This is a genomic window from Gammaproteobacteria bacterium (assembly GCA_017999615.1).
GTDB lineage: Bacteria > Pseudomonadota > Gammaproteobacteria > JAABTG01 > JAABTG01 > JAGNLM01.
Genome location: JAGNLM010000004.1, coordinates 26,970 through 43,367, shown reverse-complemented (window position 1 = coordinate 43,367; position 16,398 = coordinate 26,970). Strand labels below are relative to the sequence as shown.

General features: G+C 71.8%; 13 protein-coding genes. 11 read left to right on the top strand and 2 right to left on the bottom strand.

Annotated features, from left to right (window positions below):
- The first annotated feature begins 10 nt into the window (after positions 1 to 10).
- Both KA217_05650 and KA217_05645 read left to right on the top strand, forming a co-directional pair.
- Positions 11 to 3,127 (top strand): error-prone DNA polymerase, encoded by a 3,117-nt coding sequence (locus tag KA217_05650; protein ID MBP7711936.1) that lies wholly within the window; start codon positions 11 to 13, stop codon positions 3,125 to 3,127.
- 77 nt (positions 3,128 to 3,204) lie between these two features.
- Positions 3,205 to 3,654 carry a hypothetical protein gene (locus KA217_05645; GenBank protein ID MBP7711935.1) on the top strand — a complete coding sequence of 150 codons (450 nt, stop codon included), beginning with the start codon at positions 3,205 to 3,207 and terminating at the stop codon, positions 3,652 to 3,654.
- Positions 3,655 to 3,772: 118 nt separating this feature from the next.
- On the opposite strand, the gene dapD is transcribed toward KA217_05645, so the two are convergent.
- Both dapD and queG read right to left on the bottom strand, forming a co-directional pair.
- Entirely contained in the window at positions 3,773 to 4,594 is an 822-nt protein-coding gene (gene dapD / locus KA217_05640; protein ID MBP7711934.1) for a 2,3,4,5-tetrahydropyridine-2,6-dicarboxylate N-succinyltransferase, read from the bottom strand.
- A 76-nt stretch (positions 4,595 to 4,670) separates the two neighbouring features.
- A complete protein-coding gene (gene queG, locus KA217_05635; GenBank protein ID MBP7711933.1) occupies positions 4,671 to 5,774 on the bottom strand; it encodes a tRNA epoxyqueuosine(34) reductase QueG in 1,104 nt (367 codons plus the stop codon).
- Between the two features lie 132 nt (positions 5,775 to 5,906).
- On the opposite strand from queG, the gene leuD reads away from it, so the two are divergent.
- The 9 genes from leuD (at position 5,907) to KA217_05590 (ending at position 16,396) form a co-directional block, all read left to right on the top strand.
- Positions 5,907 to 6,572 (top strand): 3-isopropylmalate dehydratase small subunit, encoded by a 666-nt coding sequence (leuD, locus tag KA217_05630; protein MBP7711932.1) that lies wholly within the window; start codon positions 5,907 to 5,909, stop codon positions 6,570 to 6,572.
- Between the two features lie 2 nt (positions 6,573 to 6,574).
- Positions 6,575 to 7,648 (top strand): 3-isopropylmalate dehydrogenase, encoded by a 1,074-nt coding sequence (gene leuB, locus KA217_05625; protein ID MBP7711931.1) that lies wholly within the window; start codon positions 6,575 to 6,577, stop codon positions 7,646 to 7,648.
- A 28-nt stretch (positions 7,649 to 7,676) separates the two neighbouring features.
- Entirely contained in the window at positions 7,677 to 8,699 is a 1,023-nt protein-coding gene (locus KA217_05620; GenBank protein ID MBP7711930.1) for an aspartate-semialdehyde dehydrogenase, read from the top strand.
- Positions 8,700 to 8,730: 31 nt separating this feature from the next.
- Complete coding sequence (locus KA217_05615) at positions 8,731 to 11,934, top strand: hypothetical protein (protein ID MBP7711929.1); 3,204 nt, start codon at positions 8,731 to 8,733, stop codon at positions 11,932 to 11,934.
- Positions 11,935 to 11,951: 17 nt separating this feature from the next.
- Positions 11,952 to 12,728: a tRNA pseudouridine(38-40) synthase TruA gene (gene truA, locus KA217_05610; GenBank protein MBP7711928.1), complete on the top strand. Its 777-nt coding sequence runs from the start codon at positions 11,952 to 11,954 to the stop codon at positions 12,726 to 12,728.
- Positions 12,729 to 12,797: 69 nt separating this feature from the next.
- Complete coding sequence (locus KA217_05605) at positions 12,798 to 13,445, top strand: phosphoribosylanthranilate isomerase (protein ID MBP7711927.1); 648 nt, start codon at positions 12,798 to 12,800, stop codon at positions 13,443 to 13,445.
- Entirely contained in the window at positions 13,438 to 14,658 is a 1,221-nt protein-coding gene (trpB, locus tag KA217_05600) for a tryptophan synthase subunit beta (protein ID MBP7711926.1), read from the top strand. The genes KA217_05605 and trpB overlap by 8 nt, the downstream gene beginning before the upstream one ends.
- Positions 14,655 to 15,461: a tryptophan synthase subunit alpha gene (gene trpA, locus KA217_05595; protein MBP7711925.1), complete on the top strand. Its 807-nt coding sequence runs from the start codon at positions 14,655 to 14,657 to the stop codon at positions 15,459 to 15,461. Before trpB ends, trpA begins: the two co-directional genes overlap by 4 nt.
- A complete protein-coding gene (locus KA217_05590; GenBank protein ID MBP7711924.1) occupies positions 15,458 to 16,396 on the top strand; it encodes an acetyl-CoA carboxylase carboxyltransferase subunit beta in 939 nt (312 codons plus the stop codon). Before trpA ends, KA217_05590 begins: the two co-directional genes overlap by 4 nt.
- Positions 16,397 to 16,398: the final 2 nt, after the last annotated feature.

The following is a 16,398-nucleotide window of genomic DNA, read 5'->3' as shown; positions in this document are numbered from 1 at the left end:
AACGGCTTCGATGACACTGCCCTACGCCGAGCTGCATTGTCTCAGCAACTTCACCTTCCTGCGGGGGGCCTCGCACCCCGAGGAACTGGTGGAACGGGCGGCCGAGCTCGGTTACGAGGCCCTGGCCCTGACCGACGAATGCTCGCTCGCCGGTGTGGTGCGTGCCCACGGAGCGGCGAAGGCGAGGGGGCTGAAGCTCCTGATCGGCAGCGAGGTGCGGCTCGCCGACGGACCGGCGCTCGTCCTGCTCGCGACCGATCGGGACGGCTACGGCAACCTGTCGCAGCTCGTCACCCTCGGCCGGCGGCAGTCCGTGAAGGGGGGCTATCGACTGGAGTGGGCGGACCTCGGCGGGGGGCTTCCGGGCTGCCTCGCGCTGCTGCTTCCCAGCTCGGGCACGACCGCGGCCGAGGCCCGGCGGGTGGCCGAGTGCTTTGCCGGCCGCGCCTGGCTCGCGGTCGAGCTCTCCCGGGGTCCCGGCGACCGCCGATGGCTCGCGCACTGCCAGGCCCTCGCCGGGGCGGCCGGTCTGCCGGCGGTCGCCGCGGGCGACGTGCACATGCACGAGCGGGGACGCCGGGAACTGCAGGACACGCTCACGGCCATCCGTCTGGGGGTGCCGCTGGCCGAGGCGGGATACGCCCTGTACCCCAACGGGGAGCGCCACCTGCGCCCGCGGGAGGTGCTCGAGCGCCTCTACCCGCCCGCGCTCCTGGCCGAGTCCGTCGCCGTGGCCGGGCGTTGCGAGCTCTCCCTCGAGTGCCTGCGCTACGAGTACCCGGAGGAGCTGGTGCCGCCGGGCGAGACACCGACGAGTCACCTGCGCCGGCTGACGGAGGAGGGGATGCGCGCCCGGTGGCCGGACGGTGCGCCCCGGAGGGTGTGGGGGCTCGTGGAGCACGAGCTCGCCCTCATCGCCGAGCTCGCCTACGAGCCCTATTTCCTCACCGTGCACGACATCGTCCGCTTCGCCCGGGGCCGGGGGATCCTGTGCCAGGGCCGGGGCTCGGCGGCCAACTCCGCGGTCTGCTTCTGCCTCGGGATCACCGAGGTCGACCCCGCGCGATCGCAGATGCTTTTCGAGCGCTTCATCTCGCGCGAGCGCGGCGAGCCGCCCGACATCGACGTGGATTTCGAGCACGAGCGGCGCGAAGAGGTGATCCAGTACGTGTACGGCAAGTACGGCCGGGACCGGGCCGCGCTCACGGGCTCGGTCACCACCTACCGGCCCCGCAGCGCGGTGCGCGACGCGGGCAAGGCGCTCGGGCTGGCCCCCGAGCAGGTCGACCGCCTGGCGAAGTCCCTGCACTGGTGGGACGGCAAGCCGTTGGCGGACGAGCGGCTCGCCGAGGTGGGTCTCGACCCACGAAGTCCCGTGCTGGACCGTCTGGCCCGCGTGGTCCGCGACCTCGTGGGCTTTCCCCGCCACCTCTCCCAGCACGTGGGCGGCTTCGTGGTCTCGCGGGGCCCGCTCTCGCGGCTGGTCCCGATCGAGAACGCGGCCATGCCGGGGCGAACGGTCATCCAGTGGGACAAGGACGACCTCGACGCCCTGGGCCTGCTCAAGGTCGACCTGCTGGCCCTGGGCATGCTCTCGGCGATCCGCCGCGCCCTCGACCTGGTGAACGGCTATCGCTCCGCCTGGGGCGGCGCACCGCCCGCCGGGAGCGGGGTGCCGCACCCCCTCGGCCTGGACAACATTCCGGCCGAGGACCCGCGGGTCTACGCGATGATCCAGCGGGCCGACACGGTGGGCGTGTTCCAGATCGAGTCCCGGGCCCAGATGGCGATGCTGCCGCGCCTGCGGCCCGCCACGTTCTACGACCTGGTGATCGAGGTCGCGATCGTGCGCCCCGGGCCGATCCAGGGCGGGATGGTCCACCCCTACCTGCGCCGCCGGCAGGGGGCCGAGCCGGTGACCTACCCGAGCCCGGCGGTGCGCGGGGTGCTCGAGCGCACCCTGGGCGTGCCCATCTTCCAGGAGCAGGTGATGAAGCTCGCGGTGGTCGCGGCGGGGTTCACGCCAGGGGAGGCCGATGGCCTGCGCCGCTCCATGGCGGCGTGGCGCCGCAAGGGCGGACTCGAGCCCTTCCGGGTCCGCCTCGTCGAGGGGATGCGCGCGCGCGGCTATGCGGAGGAGTTTGCCGAGCGCATCTTCCAGCAGATCCTGGGGTTCGGCGAATACGGCTTCCCGGAATCCCACGCCGCGAGCTTCGCGCTGCTGGTCTACGTCTCGGCCTGGCTCAAGTGCCACGAGCCGGCGGCCTTCGCCGCAGCCCTGTTGAACAGCCAGCCCATGGGCTTCTATGGCCCGTCCCAGGTCGTCCAGGACGTGCGCCGCCACGGGGTCGAGGTGCGCGGGGTGGACGCGACCGTGAGCGACTGGGACTGCACCCTCGAAGGGCCGACGGCATCGAAGGGGCCGGCCGTGCGGCTCGGCCTGCGGATGGTGAAGGGGCTCTCGCGGGTGGGCGCCCAGAGGGTCGTCGAGGCGCGCCAACGGGCGTCGCTCCAGGGCGTGTCGGACCTGGCCCGGCGGGCGGGGCTCGAGCGCAGGGACCTGGAGGCCCTGGCTGCCGCGGGTGCGCTCGCGGGTCTCGCGGGCGACCGGCACCGGGCGCGCTGGGCGGTCCTCGGCGTGGCGGAGCCGCCGCCGCTCCTGGCGGGGCTGCCCGAGAAGGAAGTCGAGCCCGACCTGCCGGTGCCGGGGGAGGCCGACGACCTGCTGGCCGACTACGCGAGCCTCGGGCTCACCCTGGGCCGGCATCCCATGGCCCTCCTGCGCCCCTCCCTGGGGAGGAGGCGCCTGCTCCCGGCCTCGGTGGTGAACGGGCTGGCACCGGGCGCGCGCGTGCGGACCGCGGGGTTGGTCACCTGTCGCCAGCGCCCGGTGACGGCCTCGGGGGTCACCTTCGTGACGCTGGAGGACGAGACCGGCACCCTGAGCCTGGTGGTGTGGCCGCGCCTCGCCGAGCGTCAGCGCCAGGCCCTGCTGGCGTCCCGCCTGCTGGCCGTCACGGGGACGGTGGAGCGCGAGGGGGCGGTGGTGCACGTGGTGGCGAGCCGGCTGGAGGACCTGAGTGCGCTCATCGGCACCTTGCAGGCGCGCTCGCGGGACTTCGGGTGATTCGCGGCAGGGCCTCCCCGCCGGTTAAGATGGCCACCGCGTTCTTCACGCGTTCGTGACTTCAGGTGCTCTCACCCATGACGAACCGCATGCTCGGGCTTCTGCTGGTGCCGCTCGGCCTCGCAGGCTGCGCGGTCCACGAGACGGCGCGGACGATGGATTTCGACCTCACGCTCCGCAACTACGGCTCTGCCCTGCGCTGGGCCTATTTCGACACCGCGGCCAGCGCGATCCGGCCGCGCCCGGGGGATCCGCCTCCCCAGCCCTGCGTGCCGCGCACCGACGTGCGGGTGAGCAGTTTCCAGCCCCGCGACGTGCAGTTCGGGCCGAACCTCGACGAGGCCCAGGTGCGGGCGGCGCTGGCGTACGTGGAGCTCGACACCGGCGTCGTGCGCGAGGCGAGCGAGCCCCAGACGTGGTGGTACGACGAGAAGGCCAAGCGCTGGTACGTTGCCCAGGGGATCCCGCGCGTGCTCTGCCAGGCCGGGGCCGACACGACCCGGAAGCCCGCCGCGCCGCGGCCCTGAGGCGGCGGGTCGGGCGCCGGCCGCGCAACTACCCCGGGAGCCGCTGTCCGGGGAGCCGCTGCCCGGTGCGCCGCGGCCCGCCGGGACGCCGCCTCGTGCGGCGCGCCCGCCTCTCGCCTCAGAGCGTCTGCAGCAACTCGTGGACGCCGACCCTGGCGCGCGTCTTCTCGTCCACCTGCTTGACGATCACCGCCGCGTACAGGCTGTAGCGGCCGTCCGCCGAAGGCAGGCTGCCCGGGACCACGACCGAGCCGGGGGGCACCCGTCCGAAGGTGACCTCGCCCGTCTCCCGGTTGTAGATGCGCGTGCTCTGGCCGAGGAACACACCCATCGCGAGCACCGAGCCCTCGCCGACGATGACCCCTTCGGCGACCTCGGAGCGCGCCCCGATGAAGCAGTTGTCCTCGACGATGGTGGGCCGGGCGGAGGCGGGCTCCAGCACCCCGCCGATGCCGACGCCGGGGGACAGTGTCACGTTCTTCCCGATCTGGGCGCACGCGCCGACCGTCGCCCAGGTCTCGATCGTGGTGCCGCTGTCGACGTAGGCCCCGAGGTTCACGTAGGAGGGCATCAACACGATGCCGGGAGCGATGTAGGCGCCCTTGCGGGCGGAGGCCGGCGGCACGACGCGCACCCCGGAATCCCGGAAGTCCCGCACGTTGAAGGCGGCGTACTTCGAGGGGAACTTGTCGAAGTAGTTGGTGAAGCCGCCCTTCAGGAAATTGTTGTCCTGGATGCGGAACGCCAGCAGCACGGCCTTCTTCACCCACTCGTTGAGGACCCAGTCCCGCGATTTCTTCTCGGCGACGCGCAGCTCTCCGCGGTCGAGCTGATCGATGACCGCGTCGACCGCGTCCCGGAGGGCGCTCTCCACGTTGCGCGGCGTGATCTCGGCCCGCCGCTCGTAAGCATTCTCGATGACCTTCTTCAGTTTTTGCATCGCGGACCCTCCTCAATGAGTCCAGTATAGGGAACGGGCGGGGGCCGCTCCATGGGCCAGCGGGGATAGGGGGCGGTCATTCGCCGTGCGCCGACTCGTGCCGGCCGAGCGCCCAGAGCACGTGCTCCCGGACGAGGGCCGAGGGGTGCCCCTGGCGCCAGCGCAGCGCCTCGACGACCTCGGGCCGGGTCGGGGCGTTGCCGAGAGCGACCGCGAGGTTGCGCAGCCAGCGCTCGTAGCCGGTGCGGCGCAGGGGGCTTCCGGCGGTGCGCTCCCGGAACTGCTCCTCGGTCCACGCGAAGAGCTCCAACAGGCGGGGAGCATCCAGGCCGTGGCGCGGAAGGAAGTCGGCCTCCGGGGTGGGCCGCGCGAATCGGTTCCAGGGGCAGGCGAGCTGACAGTCGTCGCAGCCGAAGATACGGTTGCCCATCCCGGGGCGCATCTCGACGGGGATGGGGCCCTGCAGCTCGATGGTGAGGTAGGCGATGCACCGTCGCGCGTCCAGGCGGTAGGGAGCCACGATGGCACCCGTCGGGCAGGCGTCGATGCAGGCGGTGCAGCGGCCGCAGTGGCTTCCGCCGGGTGCGTCGTGGGGGAGCTCGAGGTCCGTGTAGATCTCCCCGAGGAAGAACCAGGAGCCGGCGTCCCGGCTCAGCAGACTGGTGTGCTTGCCCACCCACCCGAGGCCGGCCTGCGCGGCCAGGGGCTTCTCGAGCACCGGGGCGCTGTCCACGAATACCCGGTGGGCGAAGGGACCGGTGGCCTCGGCGATGCGCAGGGCGAGCTGCCCCAGGCGCCTTCGCAGGACCTCGTGGTAATCGCGCCCCAGCGCGTAGCGCGAGACGTGGCCGAGCAGCGGGTCCGCCAGGACCTTGGCCGAGGGGGCGGCGACGGCGGAAAGGTAGCCCATGCGCGCGGAGATGACCGTCCGGGTGCCCGGGACGAGCTCCGAGGGCCGGCTGCGGCGGGTGCCGTGACGGGCCATCCAGTCCATCCCGCCCTGGTGGCCCCGCGCGAGCCACTCCAGGAGGTGGGCCTCGGCGGGGCCGGGGTCGACCCCCGTGAATCCGATGGCCTGCAGCCCGAGGGCGCGGCCCCAGGCCCGGATGCGGGCGGCCAGCTCGGACCCTCCCTCGGGCGGGCCGCCGGGCTCGGGCCCGGGGGGTGGAGCGGGCCTCATGCCTTGCGCATCCAGCGTGCCGGCTCACCCTCCCGGCGTGGCGCAGTCGCCGGCCCCTGGGGTTTCCGGTATCCTTGAACATTCAAGCGATAGCGCGCGCGAGCGCGCCCTCGAGGCATCCGGACACCACGCATGCAACCCTTCACCGAGCACACCGGCCTGGTCGCTCCTCTCGACCGCGCCAACGTCGACACCGACGCGATCATTCCCAAGCAGTTCCTGAAGTCCATCCGCCGCACCGGCTTCGGCCCCTATCTCTTCGACGAGTGGCGCTACCTCGACCGGGGCGAGCCGGGCCAGGACTGCTCGACCCGGCCCCTCAACCCGGCCTTCGTGCTGAACCAGGAGCGCTACCAGGGGGCCACGGTGTTGCTCGCCCGCACCAACTTCGGTTGCGGGTCGAGCCGCGAGCACGCCCCCTGGGCCCTGCTCGACTACGGTTTCCGGGCGCTCATCGCCCCGAGCTTCGCCGACATCTTCTACAACAACTGCTTCAAGAACGGCATCCTTCCCATCGTGTTGCCCGAGGACGAGGTGGACCGCCTGTTCCGTGAAGTGCAGGCGACGCCGGGGTACCGTCTCACGGTGAGCCTTCCGGAGCAGACCGTGGCGACGCCGGCGGGGGCGGTGCTGCACTTCGAGGTCGATTCCTACCGCAAGCACTGCCTGCTGAACGGCCTCGACGAGATTGGCCTGACGCTGCAGCACGCGGAGGCCATCCGCGGCTACGAGGTGCGCCGGCGCCAGGAGGCCCCGTGGCTGTTCGCGGACGTGAAGGCGCAGGGTGGGGGGGCATGACCATGAGCAAGACCGTTCTAATTCTCCCCGGTGACGGCATCGGGCCGGAGATCGTCGCCGAGGCGGTGAAGGTCCTCGAGGCCCTGCGGGCGACGGCGGGGCTCGACGTGCGGCTCGAATTCGCCCAGGTGGGTGGGGCCGCCATCGACGCGACCGGCAGTCCCCTTCCGGACGAGGTGCTCGCCCGTGCCCAGGCGGCGGACGCCGTCCTGCTCGGCGCGGTGGGCGGGCCGAAGTGGGACTCCCTCGAGACGTCCCGCCGGCCCGAGAGGGGACTGCTCGGCCTGCGCAAGGGGCTCGAGGCCTTCGCGAACCTGCGGCCCGCGCTGCTCTACCCGCAGCTCGCCGACGCCTCGACGCTCAAGCCGGAGGTCGTCTCCGGGCTCGACGTCCTGATCGTGCGGGAGCTGACCGGCGACGTGTACTTCGGCGAGCCGCGGGGGGTCCGTACCCTGCCGAGCGGGGAGCGCCAGGGCTACAACACGATGGTCTACCGGGAGAGCGAGATCGAGAGGATCGCGCGCGTCGCCTTCGAGCTGGCCCGTGGACGCAAGCGCCGGCTCTGCTCGGTCGACAAGGCCAACGTGCTCGAGACCACCGCGTTCTGGCGCGAGGTGGTCACGCGGGTGGGCCGCGACTACCCGGACGTCGAGCTCTCCCACATGTACGTGGACAACGCCGCGATGCAGCTGGTGCGGGCGCCGAAGCAGTTCGACGTCATCGTGACCGGGAACCTGTTCGGCGACATCCTCTCCGACCAGGCCTCGATGCTCACGGGCTCCATCGGCATGCTGCCCTCGGCCTCGCTGGACGCCCACGGGAAGGGCCTGTACGAGCCCATCCACGGTTCGGCGCCGGACATCGCCGGCAAGGGTGTGGCCAACCCGCTCGCCACCATCCTCTCCGTGGCCATGATGCTGCGCCACAGTTTCGCCCGAGCGGACCTGGCGGAGCGCATTGAAACGGCCGTTGGCCGCGTGCTGGACCAGGGGCTGCGCACCGCCGACATCGCGTCGTCGGGCACGCGCCGGGTCGGCACCGTCGAAATGGGCGACGCCGTCATCGCGGCACTCTAGACCGAACCTGAACAGGGGCTCGAACGCAATGAACCGGACCTTCGACGTGGCAGTGGTGGGTGCGACGGGTGCAGTGGGTGAGGCGATGATCGAGATCCTGGAGCAGCGGAAGTTCCCGGTGCGCCAGCTCTACCCCCTGGCGAGCAGCCGCTCGGCAGGCAAGACGGTCCGGTTCCAGGGCCGCGACGTTCCGGTCGGCGACCTCGCCGAGTTCGACTTCTCCCGGGCGCAGGTTGGCCTGTTCTCTCCGGGGGCCAGCGTGTCGGCGGTCTACGCACCGAAGGCGGCCGCGGCGGGTTGCGTCGTGGTGGACAACACCTCCCAGTTCCGCTACGAGGACGACATCCCTCTCGTCGTGCCCGAGGTCAACGCGGAGAAGATCGCCGACTACCGCAACCGCGGCATCATCGCCAACCCGAACTGCTCGACCATCCAGATGCTGGTCGCCCTGAAGCCCATCTACGACGCTGTCGGAATCGAGCGGGTCAACGTCTGCACCTACCAGGCCGTTTCGGGCACCGGCAAGGAGGCCATCGAGGAGCTCGCGACCCAGACGGCCGCGCTCCTCAACGGCCGCCCGGCCGAGGCGCACGTCTATCCGAAGCAGATCGCCTTCAACGTGCTGCCGCACATCGACGTCTTCCTCGACAACGGGTATACGAAAGAGGAGATGAAGATGGTGTGGGAGACCCGCAAGATCATGGGGGACGACCGCATCCAGGTGAACCCGACCACCGTGCGCGTGCCGGTGTTCTACGGCCACTCGGAGGCCGTGCACATCGAGACCCGGGAGAAGATCTCCGCCGAGCGGGTGCGCGAGCTCCTCACCGGCGCTCCGGGGATCGTGGTGGTCGACGAGCGCAAGCCCGGCGGCTACCCGACCGCCGTGACCGAGGCGGCCGGCCAGGACCCGGTCTTCGTAGGCCGCATCCGCGAGGACATCTCCCACCCCCGGGGGATCGACCTCTGGGTCGTCTCGGACAACGTCCGCAAGGGGGCGGCCCTCAACAGCATTCAGATTGCCGAGGTCCTGGTCGCTACATACCTCTGACTGTGGAACCTCGGATGGTAGGGACTTGGAGATGACGAGAAAAATCATCCCGATCCTGGTTGCGCTGGCCCTCGGGTACCCCCAGGGGGCATCCGCGCTGGCCCTCGGCGACCTGAAGGTCCGTTCTTCGCTGAACGAGCCGTTCGAAGCGGAGATCGATCTGCTCTCGGTCCGGGGCGACGACCTCGCCGACCTCAGGGCCAAGCTCGCCTCGCCGGAGGAGTTCCTGCGGGCCGGCGTGGACCGTCCCTACGTCCTCTCCAGGCTGCGCTTCAAGGTGGAGGAGCGCCCCGGGGGCAAGGCCGTTCTGAAGGTCTCGACCCGCCAGCCGGTCAAGGAACCGTTCCTGAATTTCTTGCTCGAGATGAACTGGCCCCAGGGCCGGTTGGTGAGGGAGTACACCGCCCTGCTCGACCCGCCCGTGTACGGTGCCGCTGCCACCGCCCGGGTCCAGGGCCCCGTGGTTCGGGCGAAGCCCGAGCCCCTGCCGCCGCCGTTGGAGATGCCGGTTGCGGAAGGGCCTGCCCGCCCCGAGCCCGTGAAGCCGGTGGAGGTTCAGCCGCCGCCGGCGGCCGTCGCGGCCGAGCCCAAGGCTGCCTCCGAGGGCGCGAAGGCTGCAGCGCCGGCACCGGAGCCGAAGGTCGGCGGCGCGGAGAGCTATGGTCCGGTCCGCTCGGGCGACACGCTCTGGAGCATCGCGAACCGGGTCCGGCCGGATGCGTCCGTCAGTACTCAACAGATGATGGTGGCGTTGCTGCAGGCGAATCCCGAGGCCTTCGCCATGGGCAACGTGAACGCGTTGAAGAGCGGCTACGTCCTCAGGGTCCCGGACCGGGAGTCCCTGGACGCCGTGACCCACGCCCAGGCGCTTGCGGACCTCCGGCGCCAGCAGACGGCGTGGGAGGACTACCGCCAGGGTGCGGCGCGGACCGCTCGCCCGGCCCCCACGGCCGCGGCAGTGGCAGGGCCGGCGCGCAAGCCCGCGGCGGAGCCGGCACCGGCACCTGTGGCGGTTGCGCCCCAGTCGCGGCTCGAGCTCGTCGCCGCTGGTACCGAGGAGGGATCGGGAACCCGCCGGGGTGGTGGAACCACCGCACTCAAGAGGGAGTTGACAGTGCTTCAGGAGGATCTGGACGGACGCCGCCGGGAGATTGCGGAGCTGCAGTCCCGGCTCGCCGAGGCGGAGGCCCTCATTCAGGACCTTCAGCGGCTCATCAAGCTGAAGGACGAGACGCTCTCCGCGTTGCAGCAGCAGGCCCTGGTCGCCCAGGCCAGAGCGGAGGAGCCTGTGGTGACGGAGCCGGCGCCTGTGCCGGCGGTCGAGCCCCTGCCTGCCGGGACTCCCGCAGGGGAGGCCGGCTTGACCACGGCCCCGGAAGCCGGGGTGAATGCCGCGGAGCCCGAGCCGAAGCCCGTCCCCGCGACCCCGACCGCACCTGCGCCCTCTGCTCCGGCGGAACCGATGACCACCGCAGCCGCTCCGGCACCGGCCGCTTCCGCGCCCACTGCTCCTGAACCGGCCGTCTCGAAACCGGCCGCTCCCCCAGCCGCTCCTTTGGACGCTGCGCCGGCCTCGGCCCCGGCTCCCACGCTGAGCGAGGTGGCCTCCCAGAAGGCCCAGTCCGTTGTGAAATCGGTCAGTGAGAACCCCAGCGTGTTCTGGGGCGGTCTCGCAGGCCTGCTGGCGTTGGTCGGTGGCCTGTTCTCGGTGCGTCGCCGCAGGCCCGCGGAGGAATCGCCCGGTCCCGCCGCCGCAACCCGCCCGGACGAGCCGTCGACGGCGGTCGTGAGCGCGGTGCCTCGCGCCGCCGCTCCCTCGGTCGCGACAGTCGCCCAACCGACCTTCGTGGAACCGGTCGAGGAGCCGGTGATCGAGTCGCCCACCGCCGAGGTGCAAGCGGAGGACTCCAGGGCTGAGGACCCGATGGCGGAGGTCAACGTCTACCTGGCCTACGAGCGGTTCTCCCAGGCCGAGGAGTTGGTCCGCGAGGCGATTGCGGCGCACCCGGAACGTCCCGAGTACCGCCTGAAGTTGCTCGAGGTTCAACACGCAGCGAAGAACCCCGCCGCGTTCGAGCGCGACGCCGCTGCGCTGCGTGACGCCTTCGGTGAGGACAGCCCGCTGCTGGGCCGCGCGCGCAAGTGGTGGGCCGACCTCTCTCCGGGGCGTGCCCTGTTCGCGCCGGCGGCGGTGGCCGCGGCTGCCGCCGCGGTGGCGCCGGCGATGGCCCCCGCCATGGCCCCCGCAGTGGGTGGACCTGACTTCGAGCGCACGCTGAAGCTGTCTGCGGAAGACATGCAGTCGGCCCTCGACCTGGGGCTGGAGAGCGAAGCCGCTGCGGGCGAGCCTGTCGCGGAGGGTCTGGACCTGGGCGGCGGGGCCGTGGACTTCGACCTGGGTCTGATGGGCGCCGAAGAGCCTTCCTCCGAGTCCATCGACTTCGACCTCGACCTCGGCCTCCCCGACGAGGCGACGGAAAAGGTCGCGGCGCAATCCGGTGTCGGTCGGCCAGCCTTCGAGGCGGACGACAGCGCGATCGCCGCGGCGCTGGCGGAGGCGACGGAGGCTTTGGACCTGGACCTGAGCGAGGGATCCGAGGCCGCGGATGCGGAGCCCGAGAGCAGCCTCCTCGATTTCGAGTTGGAGGCGCCTTCCCCGACGCTCGCGCCGACGCAGAGACTCGCCGAGCCGTCGCCTGCCGTCCCGGTGGCGGCCGAGCCGTCGGTCGACCTGCGCCTGGAGCCGTTGTCCGTGAGCGCCCGTGGCACGCCGCTGGCGGCCGGGGTGCGGGCCGCACCGCCGGCGGTCTCCGGGCCGGCCGAGCCGCCGAGCCTGGACCTCGCCCTGGAACCGCTCGATCTGCCCGCTGCCCCGGTGCGGTCGTCGGTAGGCGTGCCGGACGAGGTCTTGCAGAGCCTGACCCCGCGGGATTCGGGTACCGCCGTTGGCGCAGGCCGCCAGGCGGCCCCGGGTGCTGGGCAGGGGGCCCCGGAGGTCGATTTCGAGCTCGACCTCGACGTTTCGGGGGGTGAGCCGGACGAGGCGAGCTTCTTCCTCGACGGGGAGGCGCTCGGGTCCCTGGACGAGGTGGGCACCAAGCTCGATCTGGCGCGGGCCTACATCGACATGGGCGACACCGAGGGCGCGCGGGGCATCCTGGGCGAGGTCCTGAGTGAGGGCAACGACACCCAGCAGGGGGAGGCCCGAGAGTTGCTCGCCCGCCTCGCCTCCTGACGCGTCCTGGGGACGCCTTGCGTCTAGCGCTCGGCGTCGAGTACGACGGGAGCCAGTTCGCGGGCTGGGAGGCCCAGCCCGGCCGGCGCACGGTGCAGGAGAGCGTCGAGACCGCTTTGTCGCAGGTCGCGGATGGGCCCGTGCGTGTGGTCTGCGCAGGGCGCACGGACGCAGGGGTCCACGCCTGGGGGCAGGTGGTCCACTGCGAGGTTCCCGTGCGACGGGCCGAGAGGGCGTGGCTCCTGGGGGGTAACGCCAATCTGCCCCCGGACGTGGGCTTCACGTGGGCGAGGCCTGTGGCGGGGGACTTCGACGCCCGCCGCTCGGCGGTCCGCCGGCACTACCGCTACCTCATCTATTGCCATCCCCTGCGGCCCGCGCTGCTGCGTGACCGGGTGTGCTGGGAGTGCCGGCCGCTCGACGAGGAGCGCATGCAGGCGGGTGGCGACCTCCTGCTGGGCGAGCACGACTTCTCCGCCTTTCGCGCCTCGGCCTGCCAGGCCCGTAGCCCGGTGCGCCGGATCGAGCGCCTCGAGGTGTCCCGCCGTGACCGGCTGATCAGCATCGACGTGGTGGCCAACGCCTTCCTCCACCACATGGTGCGGAACATTGCGGGCGTCCTGATCTCGATCGGCCTCGGCAAGAGTCCGCCCGATTGGGCCCGCCAGGTGCTCGAGGGACGCGACAGGCGCCTCGGCGGGGTGACTGCGGAGCCCCAGGGCCTCTACCTGGCGCGTGTCGAGTATCCCGGGCACTTCGGAGTGCCGGCGGTTCCGCCCCTGCCCTGGCTCTGATACCTTTCCCTCCTGGCGGCGCGGCGCAGGCCACGCAAGGACCGGGGGCAGGGGAGGCGCGGGGCGAGGGTGGCGGCGGGAAGACCGGTACGTACCCGGGTCAAGGTCTGCGGAATCACCCGTCCCGAGGACGGGGCCTGGGCGGGTGCCTGCGGTGCCGACGCCATCGGCCTGGTTTTCTACCCCCCCAGCCCGAGGTCGGCGGAGGTGGAACAGGCCCGAGGGGTGGTGGCCGCCCTGCCGCCCTTCGTGAGCGTCGTGGCGCTCTTCGTGGACCCTGAGCCGGAGTGGGTCCGGCGCGTGCTGGGGGCGGTGCCGGTGGACCTCCTGCAGTTCCACGGGGACGAGCCCCCCGAGGCGTGCGAGGCCTATGGCAGGCCCTACATGAAGGCCCTGTCCATGGGGGAGGGTGTCGACCCGCGCGGGGTGGCCCGGCGTTACCGCTCGGCCCGGGCGCTGCTGCTCGACGGCTTCCGGGAGGGTGTCCGGGGTGGAACGGGCACGACCTTCGACTGGTCACGCGTGCCGGGGGATCTGGACCTGCCCGTGGTGCTGGCCGGCGGCCTGGACCCCGGGAACGTCGCCCGAGCCGTGCGCACGGTGCGGCCCTACGGGGTCGACGTGAGCGGTGGGGTCGAGGCCTCGAAGGGTGTCAAGGACCCGGCTCGGGTCGAGGCGTTCATGCGTGAGGTGCTCGGTGCATCAGTCGGTGAATGACAGGACCGTGGGCAGCCTGATCGGGGCCTTTCCCGACGCTCGGGGCCACTTCGGCCCGTACGGTGGGCGCTTCGTGGCCGAGACCCTGATGCAGCCCCTCGAGGAGTTGCGGCTCGCGTGGGAGCGTTACCGTGAGAACCCGGATTTCCTGGCTGAACTGGACGCGGACCTGCGGGACTTCGTGGGCCGGCCTTCACCGCTCTATCTGGCCTCCCGCTGGTCCGACCGCCTGGGCGGGGCCCGGATCTACCTGAAGCGCGAGGACCTGAACCACACCGGCGCGCACAAAGTGAACAACACCGTCGGGCAGGCCATGCTCGCGCGGCGGATGGGCAAACGCCGGGTCATCGCCGAGACGGGCGCGGGGCAGCACGGCGTGGCGACCGCCACGGTCGCGGCGCGCTACGGCATGCCGTGCGTCGTGTATATGGGGGCGGAGGACATCCAGCGCCAGACGGTCAACGTCTATCGCATGAAGCTGCTCGGTGCGGAGGTCGTCCCCGTCACGTCGGGCTCGCGCACCCTGAAGGACGCCCTGAACGAGGCGATGCGGGACTGGGTCACCAACGTGGACGACACCTTCTACATCATCGGCACCGTGGCGGGTCCGCATCCCTACCCGGCGATGGTGCGGGATTTCCAGGCGGTCATCGGGCGGGAGGCTCGCCAGCAGTGTCTCGAGCGCACAGGGCGACTGCCCGACGCGCTGGTGGCCTGCGTCGGCGGGGGCTCCAACGCGATCGGGCTCTTCCACCCGTTCCTGGACGACGCGGGGGTGGCCCTCTACGGGGTCGAGGCCGGTGGTGACGGACTCGCGACGGGGCGCCACGCGGCGCCCCTGTCGGCCGGTCGTCCGGGTGTCCTGCACGGCAACCGGACCTATCTCATGGAGGACGCCGCCGGCCAGATCATCGAGACGCACTCGATCTCGGCCGGCCTCGACTATCCCGGCGTGGGGCCGGAGCACGCATGGCTGAAGGACATCGGGCGGGCGACCTATGTCAGCGTGACGGACGAGGAGGCCCTCGCCGCGTTCCACGACCTCACGCGCACCGAAGGCATCATCCCTGCACTCGAGTCGGCCCACGCCCTGGCCTACGCCGCGCGCCTCGCGCCGACCCTCGGCCGCGACCGCGTCGTCGTCGTGAACCTCTCGGGGCGTGGGGACAAGGACATCCACACCGTGGCGGTGCGCGAGGGGATCCGCGTATGAGCCGGATTGGCAGGCGCTTCGGGGAGCTCGCGGCGCGGCGCCGCAAGGCGCTCGTCCCCTTCGTCACCGCGGGCGACCCGCAGGTCGGGGTGACGGTCCCGTTGCTCCACGCCCTGGTCGCGGCGGGCGCCGACGTGCTCGAGCTCGGCGTTCCCTTCTCCGACCCGATGGCCGACGGCCCGGTCATCCAGCGGGCGAGCGAGCGGGCGCTGGCGAACGGCGTGACGCTGCGGAAGGTCCTGGAAATGGTGCGGGACTTCCGGCGGGATGACCCCGAGACACCCGTCGTGCTGATGGGCTACCTGAACCCCATCGAGGCCATGGGCTACGAGTCCTTCTCCAGCGCGGCGCAGGAGGCCGGCGTGGACGGGGTGCTCACCGTCGACCTGCCCCCGGAGGAGGCCGACGAGCTGGTGTCCTGTCTCGAGCGCCACGAGGTCGACCCGATCTTTCTCCTGGCGCCCACGAGCCCGCCCGAGCGGGTCGCGCTCATCTGCGGGCGTGCGCGGGGATTCGTCTATTACGTGTCCCTGAAGGGAGTCACGGGCGCCGCGCGGTTGGACGTGGCGGACGTGGGGCGCCAGCTGGACCGGATCCGGGCCTGCACCACTCTGCCCGTCGCGGTGGGCTTCGGGGTGCGCGACGCGGACTCGGCCGCGGCGGTGGCCCGGGTCGCCGACGCCGTGGTGGTCGGCAGTGCCCTGGTGGGACGCGTGGAGCAGCTCGCTCGCGAGCCCCGACGGGTCCCGGAAGAGCTGGGTAGTTTGCTCGCGGAGATGCGACGGGCGATGGACAAACTATGAGCTGGTTCGAAAAGTTGCTGCCCTCCCGGATCCGCACCGAAGGCGGAAGCAAGCACACCGTGCCCGAGGGTCTGTGGACCAAGTGCTCGGGCTGCAACGCGGTGCTGTACCGCAACGAGCTCGAGCGCAACCTCGAGGTCTGCCCCAAGTGCGGCTACCACATGCGCATCGACGCCCGGCGCCGCCTCGAGGCCTTTCTCGACGCCGAGCCGAGGGAGGAGTTGGGGGAGGAGTTGGCGCCGGTGGACGTCCTGAAGTTTCGGGACAGCAAGCGCTACAAGGACCGCATCGTCCAGGCCCAGAAGGCGACGTCCGAGAAGGACGCGCTGGTCGTGCTCAAGGGTCAGCTCGCGGGGATGCCGGTCGTGGCGGCGGCCTTCGAGTTCCGGTTCATGGGCGGGTCGATGGGCTCGGTGGTCGGGGAGCGGTTCGTGCGGGGTGTGGACGCAAGCCTGGAGAGTGGCGCCCCCCTCGTCTGTTTCTCGGCCAGCGGCGGTGCCCGCATGCAGGAGGCGCTCTACTCGCTGCTGCAGATGGCGAAGACCAGCGCCGCCCTGGCGCGGCTCAGCAAGCGCGGGATCCCTTTCATCTCCGTGCTGACCGACCCCACCATGGGCGGCGTCTCCGCGAGCCTGGCGATGCTGGGCGACATCAATGTGGCCGAGCCGCAGGCCCTCATCGGTTTCGCCGGGCCGCGAGTGATCGAGCAGACGGTCCGCGAGACCCTGCCCGAGGGCTTCCAGCGCAGCGAGTTCCTGGTGGACCACGGGGCCATCGACCTGATCGTGGACCGCCGGAAGATGCGCGCGACGCTCGCCTCGCTGATCGCGATCCTCACCGGCCGCCCGTCGCCGGTGCTGCCGCCCGCCGCCAATGGCCCCGCGGGCGAATCCCCGCCGCCGCCCGCCGGAGAGGCTGCCGCGCCGGCAGCTTGAGG

What these genes read in the sequence shown, in the direction of transcription:
- KA217_05590 (MBP7711924.1), top strand. Translation starts at nt 15,458, where the DNA reads ATGAGCTGGTTCGAAAAGTTGCTGCCCTCCCGGATCCGCACCGAAGGC.
- KA217_05645 (MBP7711935.1), top strand. Translation starts at nt 3,205, where the DNA reads ATGACGAACCGCATGCTCGGGCTTCTGCTGGTGCCGCTCGGCCTCGCA.
- trpA (MBP7711925.1), top strand. Translation starts at nt 14,655, where the DNA reads ATGAGCCGGATTGGCAGGCGCTTCGGGGAGCTCGCGGCGCGGCGCCGC.
- queG (MBP7711933.1), bottom strand. Translation starts at nt 5,774, where the DNA reads ATGAGGCCCGCTCCACCCCCCGGGCCCGAGCCCGGCGGCCCGCCCGAG.
- leuB (MBP7711931.1), top strand. Translation starts at nt 6,575, where the DNA reads ATGAGCAAGACCGTTCTAATTCTCCCCGGTGACGGCATCGGGCCGGAG.
- KA217_05620 (MBP7711930.1), top strand. Translation starts at nt 7,677, where the DNA reads ATGAACCGGACCTTCGACGTGGCAGTGGTGGGTGCGACGGGTGCAGTG.
- KA217_05650 (MBP7711936.1), top strand. Translation starts at nt 11, where the DNA reads ATGACACTGCCCTACGCCGAGCTGCATTGTCTCAGCAACTTCACCTTC.
- leuD (MBP7711932.1), top strand. Translation starts at nt 5,907, where the DNA reads ATGCAACCCTTCACCGAGCACACCGGCCTGGTCGCTCCTCTCGACCGC.
- dapD (MBP7711934.1), bottom strand. Translation starts at nt 4,594, where the DNA reads ATGCAAAAACTGAAGAAGGTCATCGAGAATGCTTACGAGCGGCGGGCC.
- KA217_05615 (MBP7711929.1), top strand. Translation starts at nt 8,731, where the DNA reads ATGACGAGAAAAATCATCCCGATCCTGGTTGCGCTGGCCCTCGGGTAC.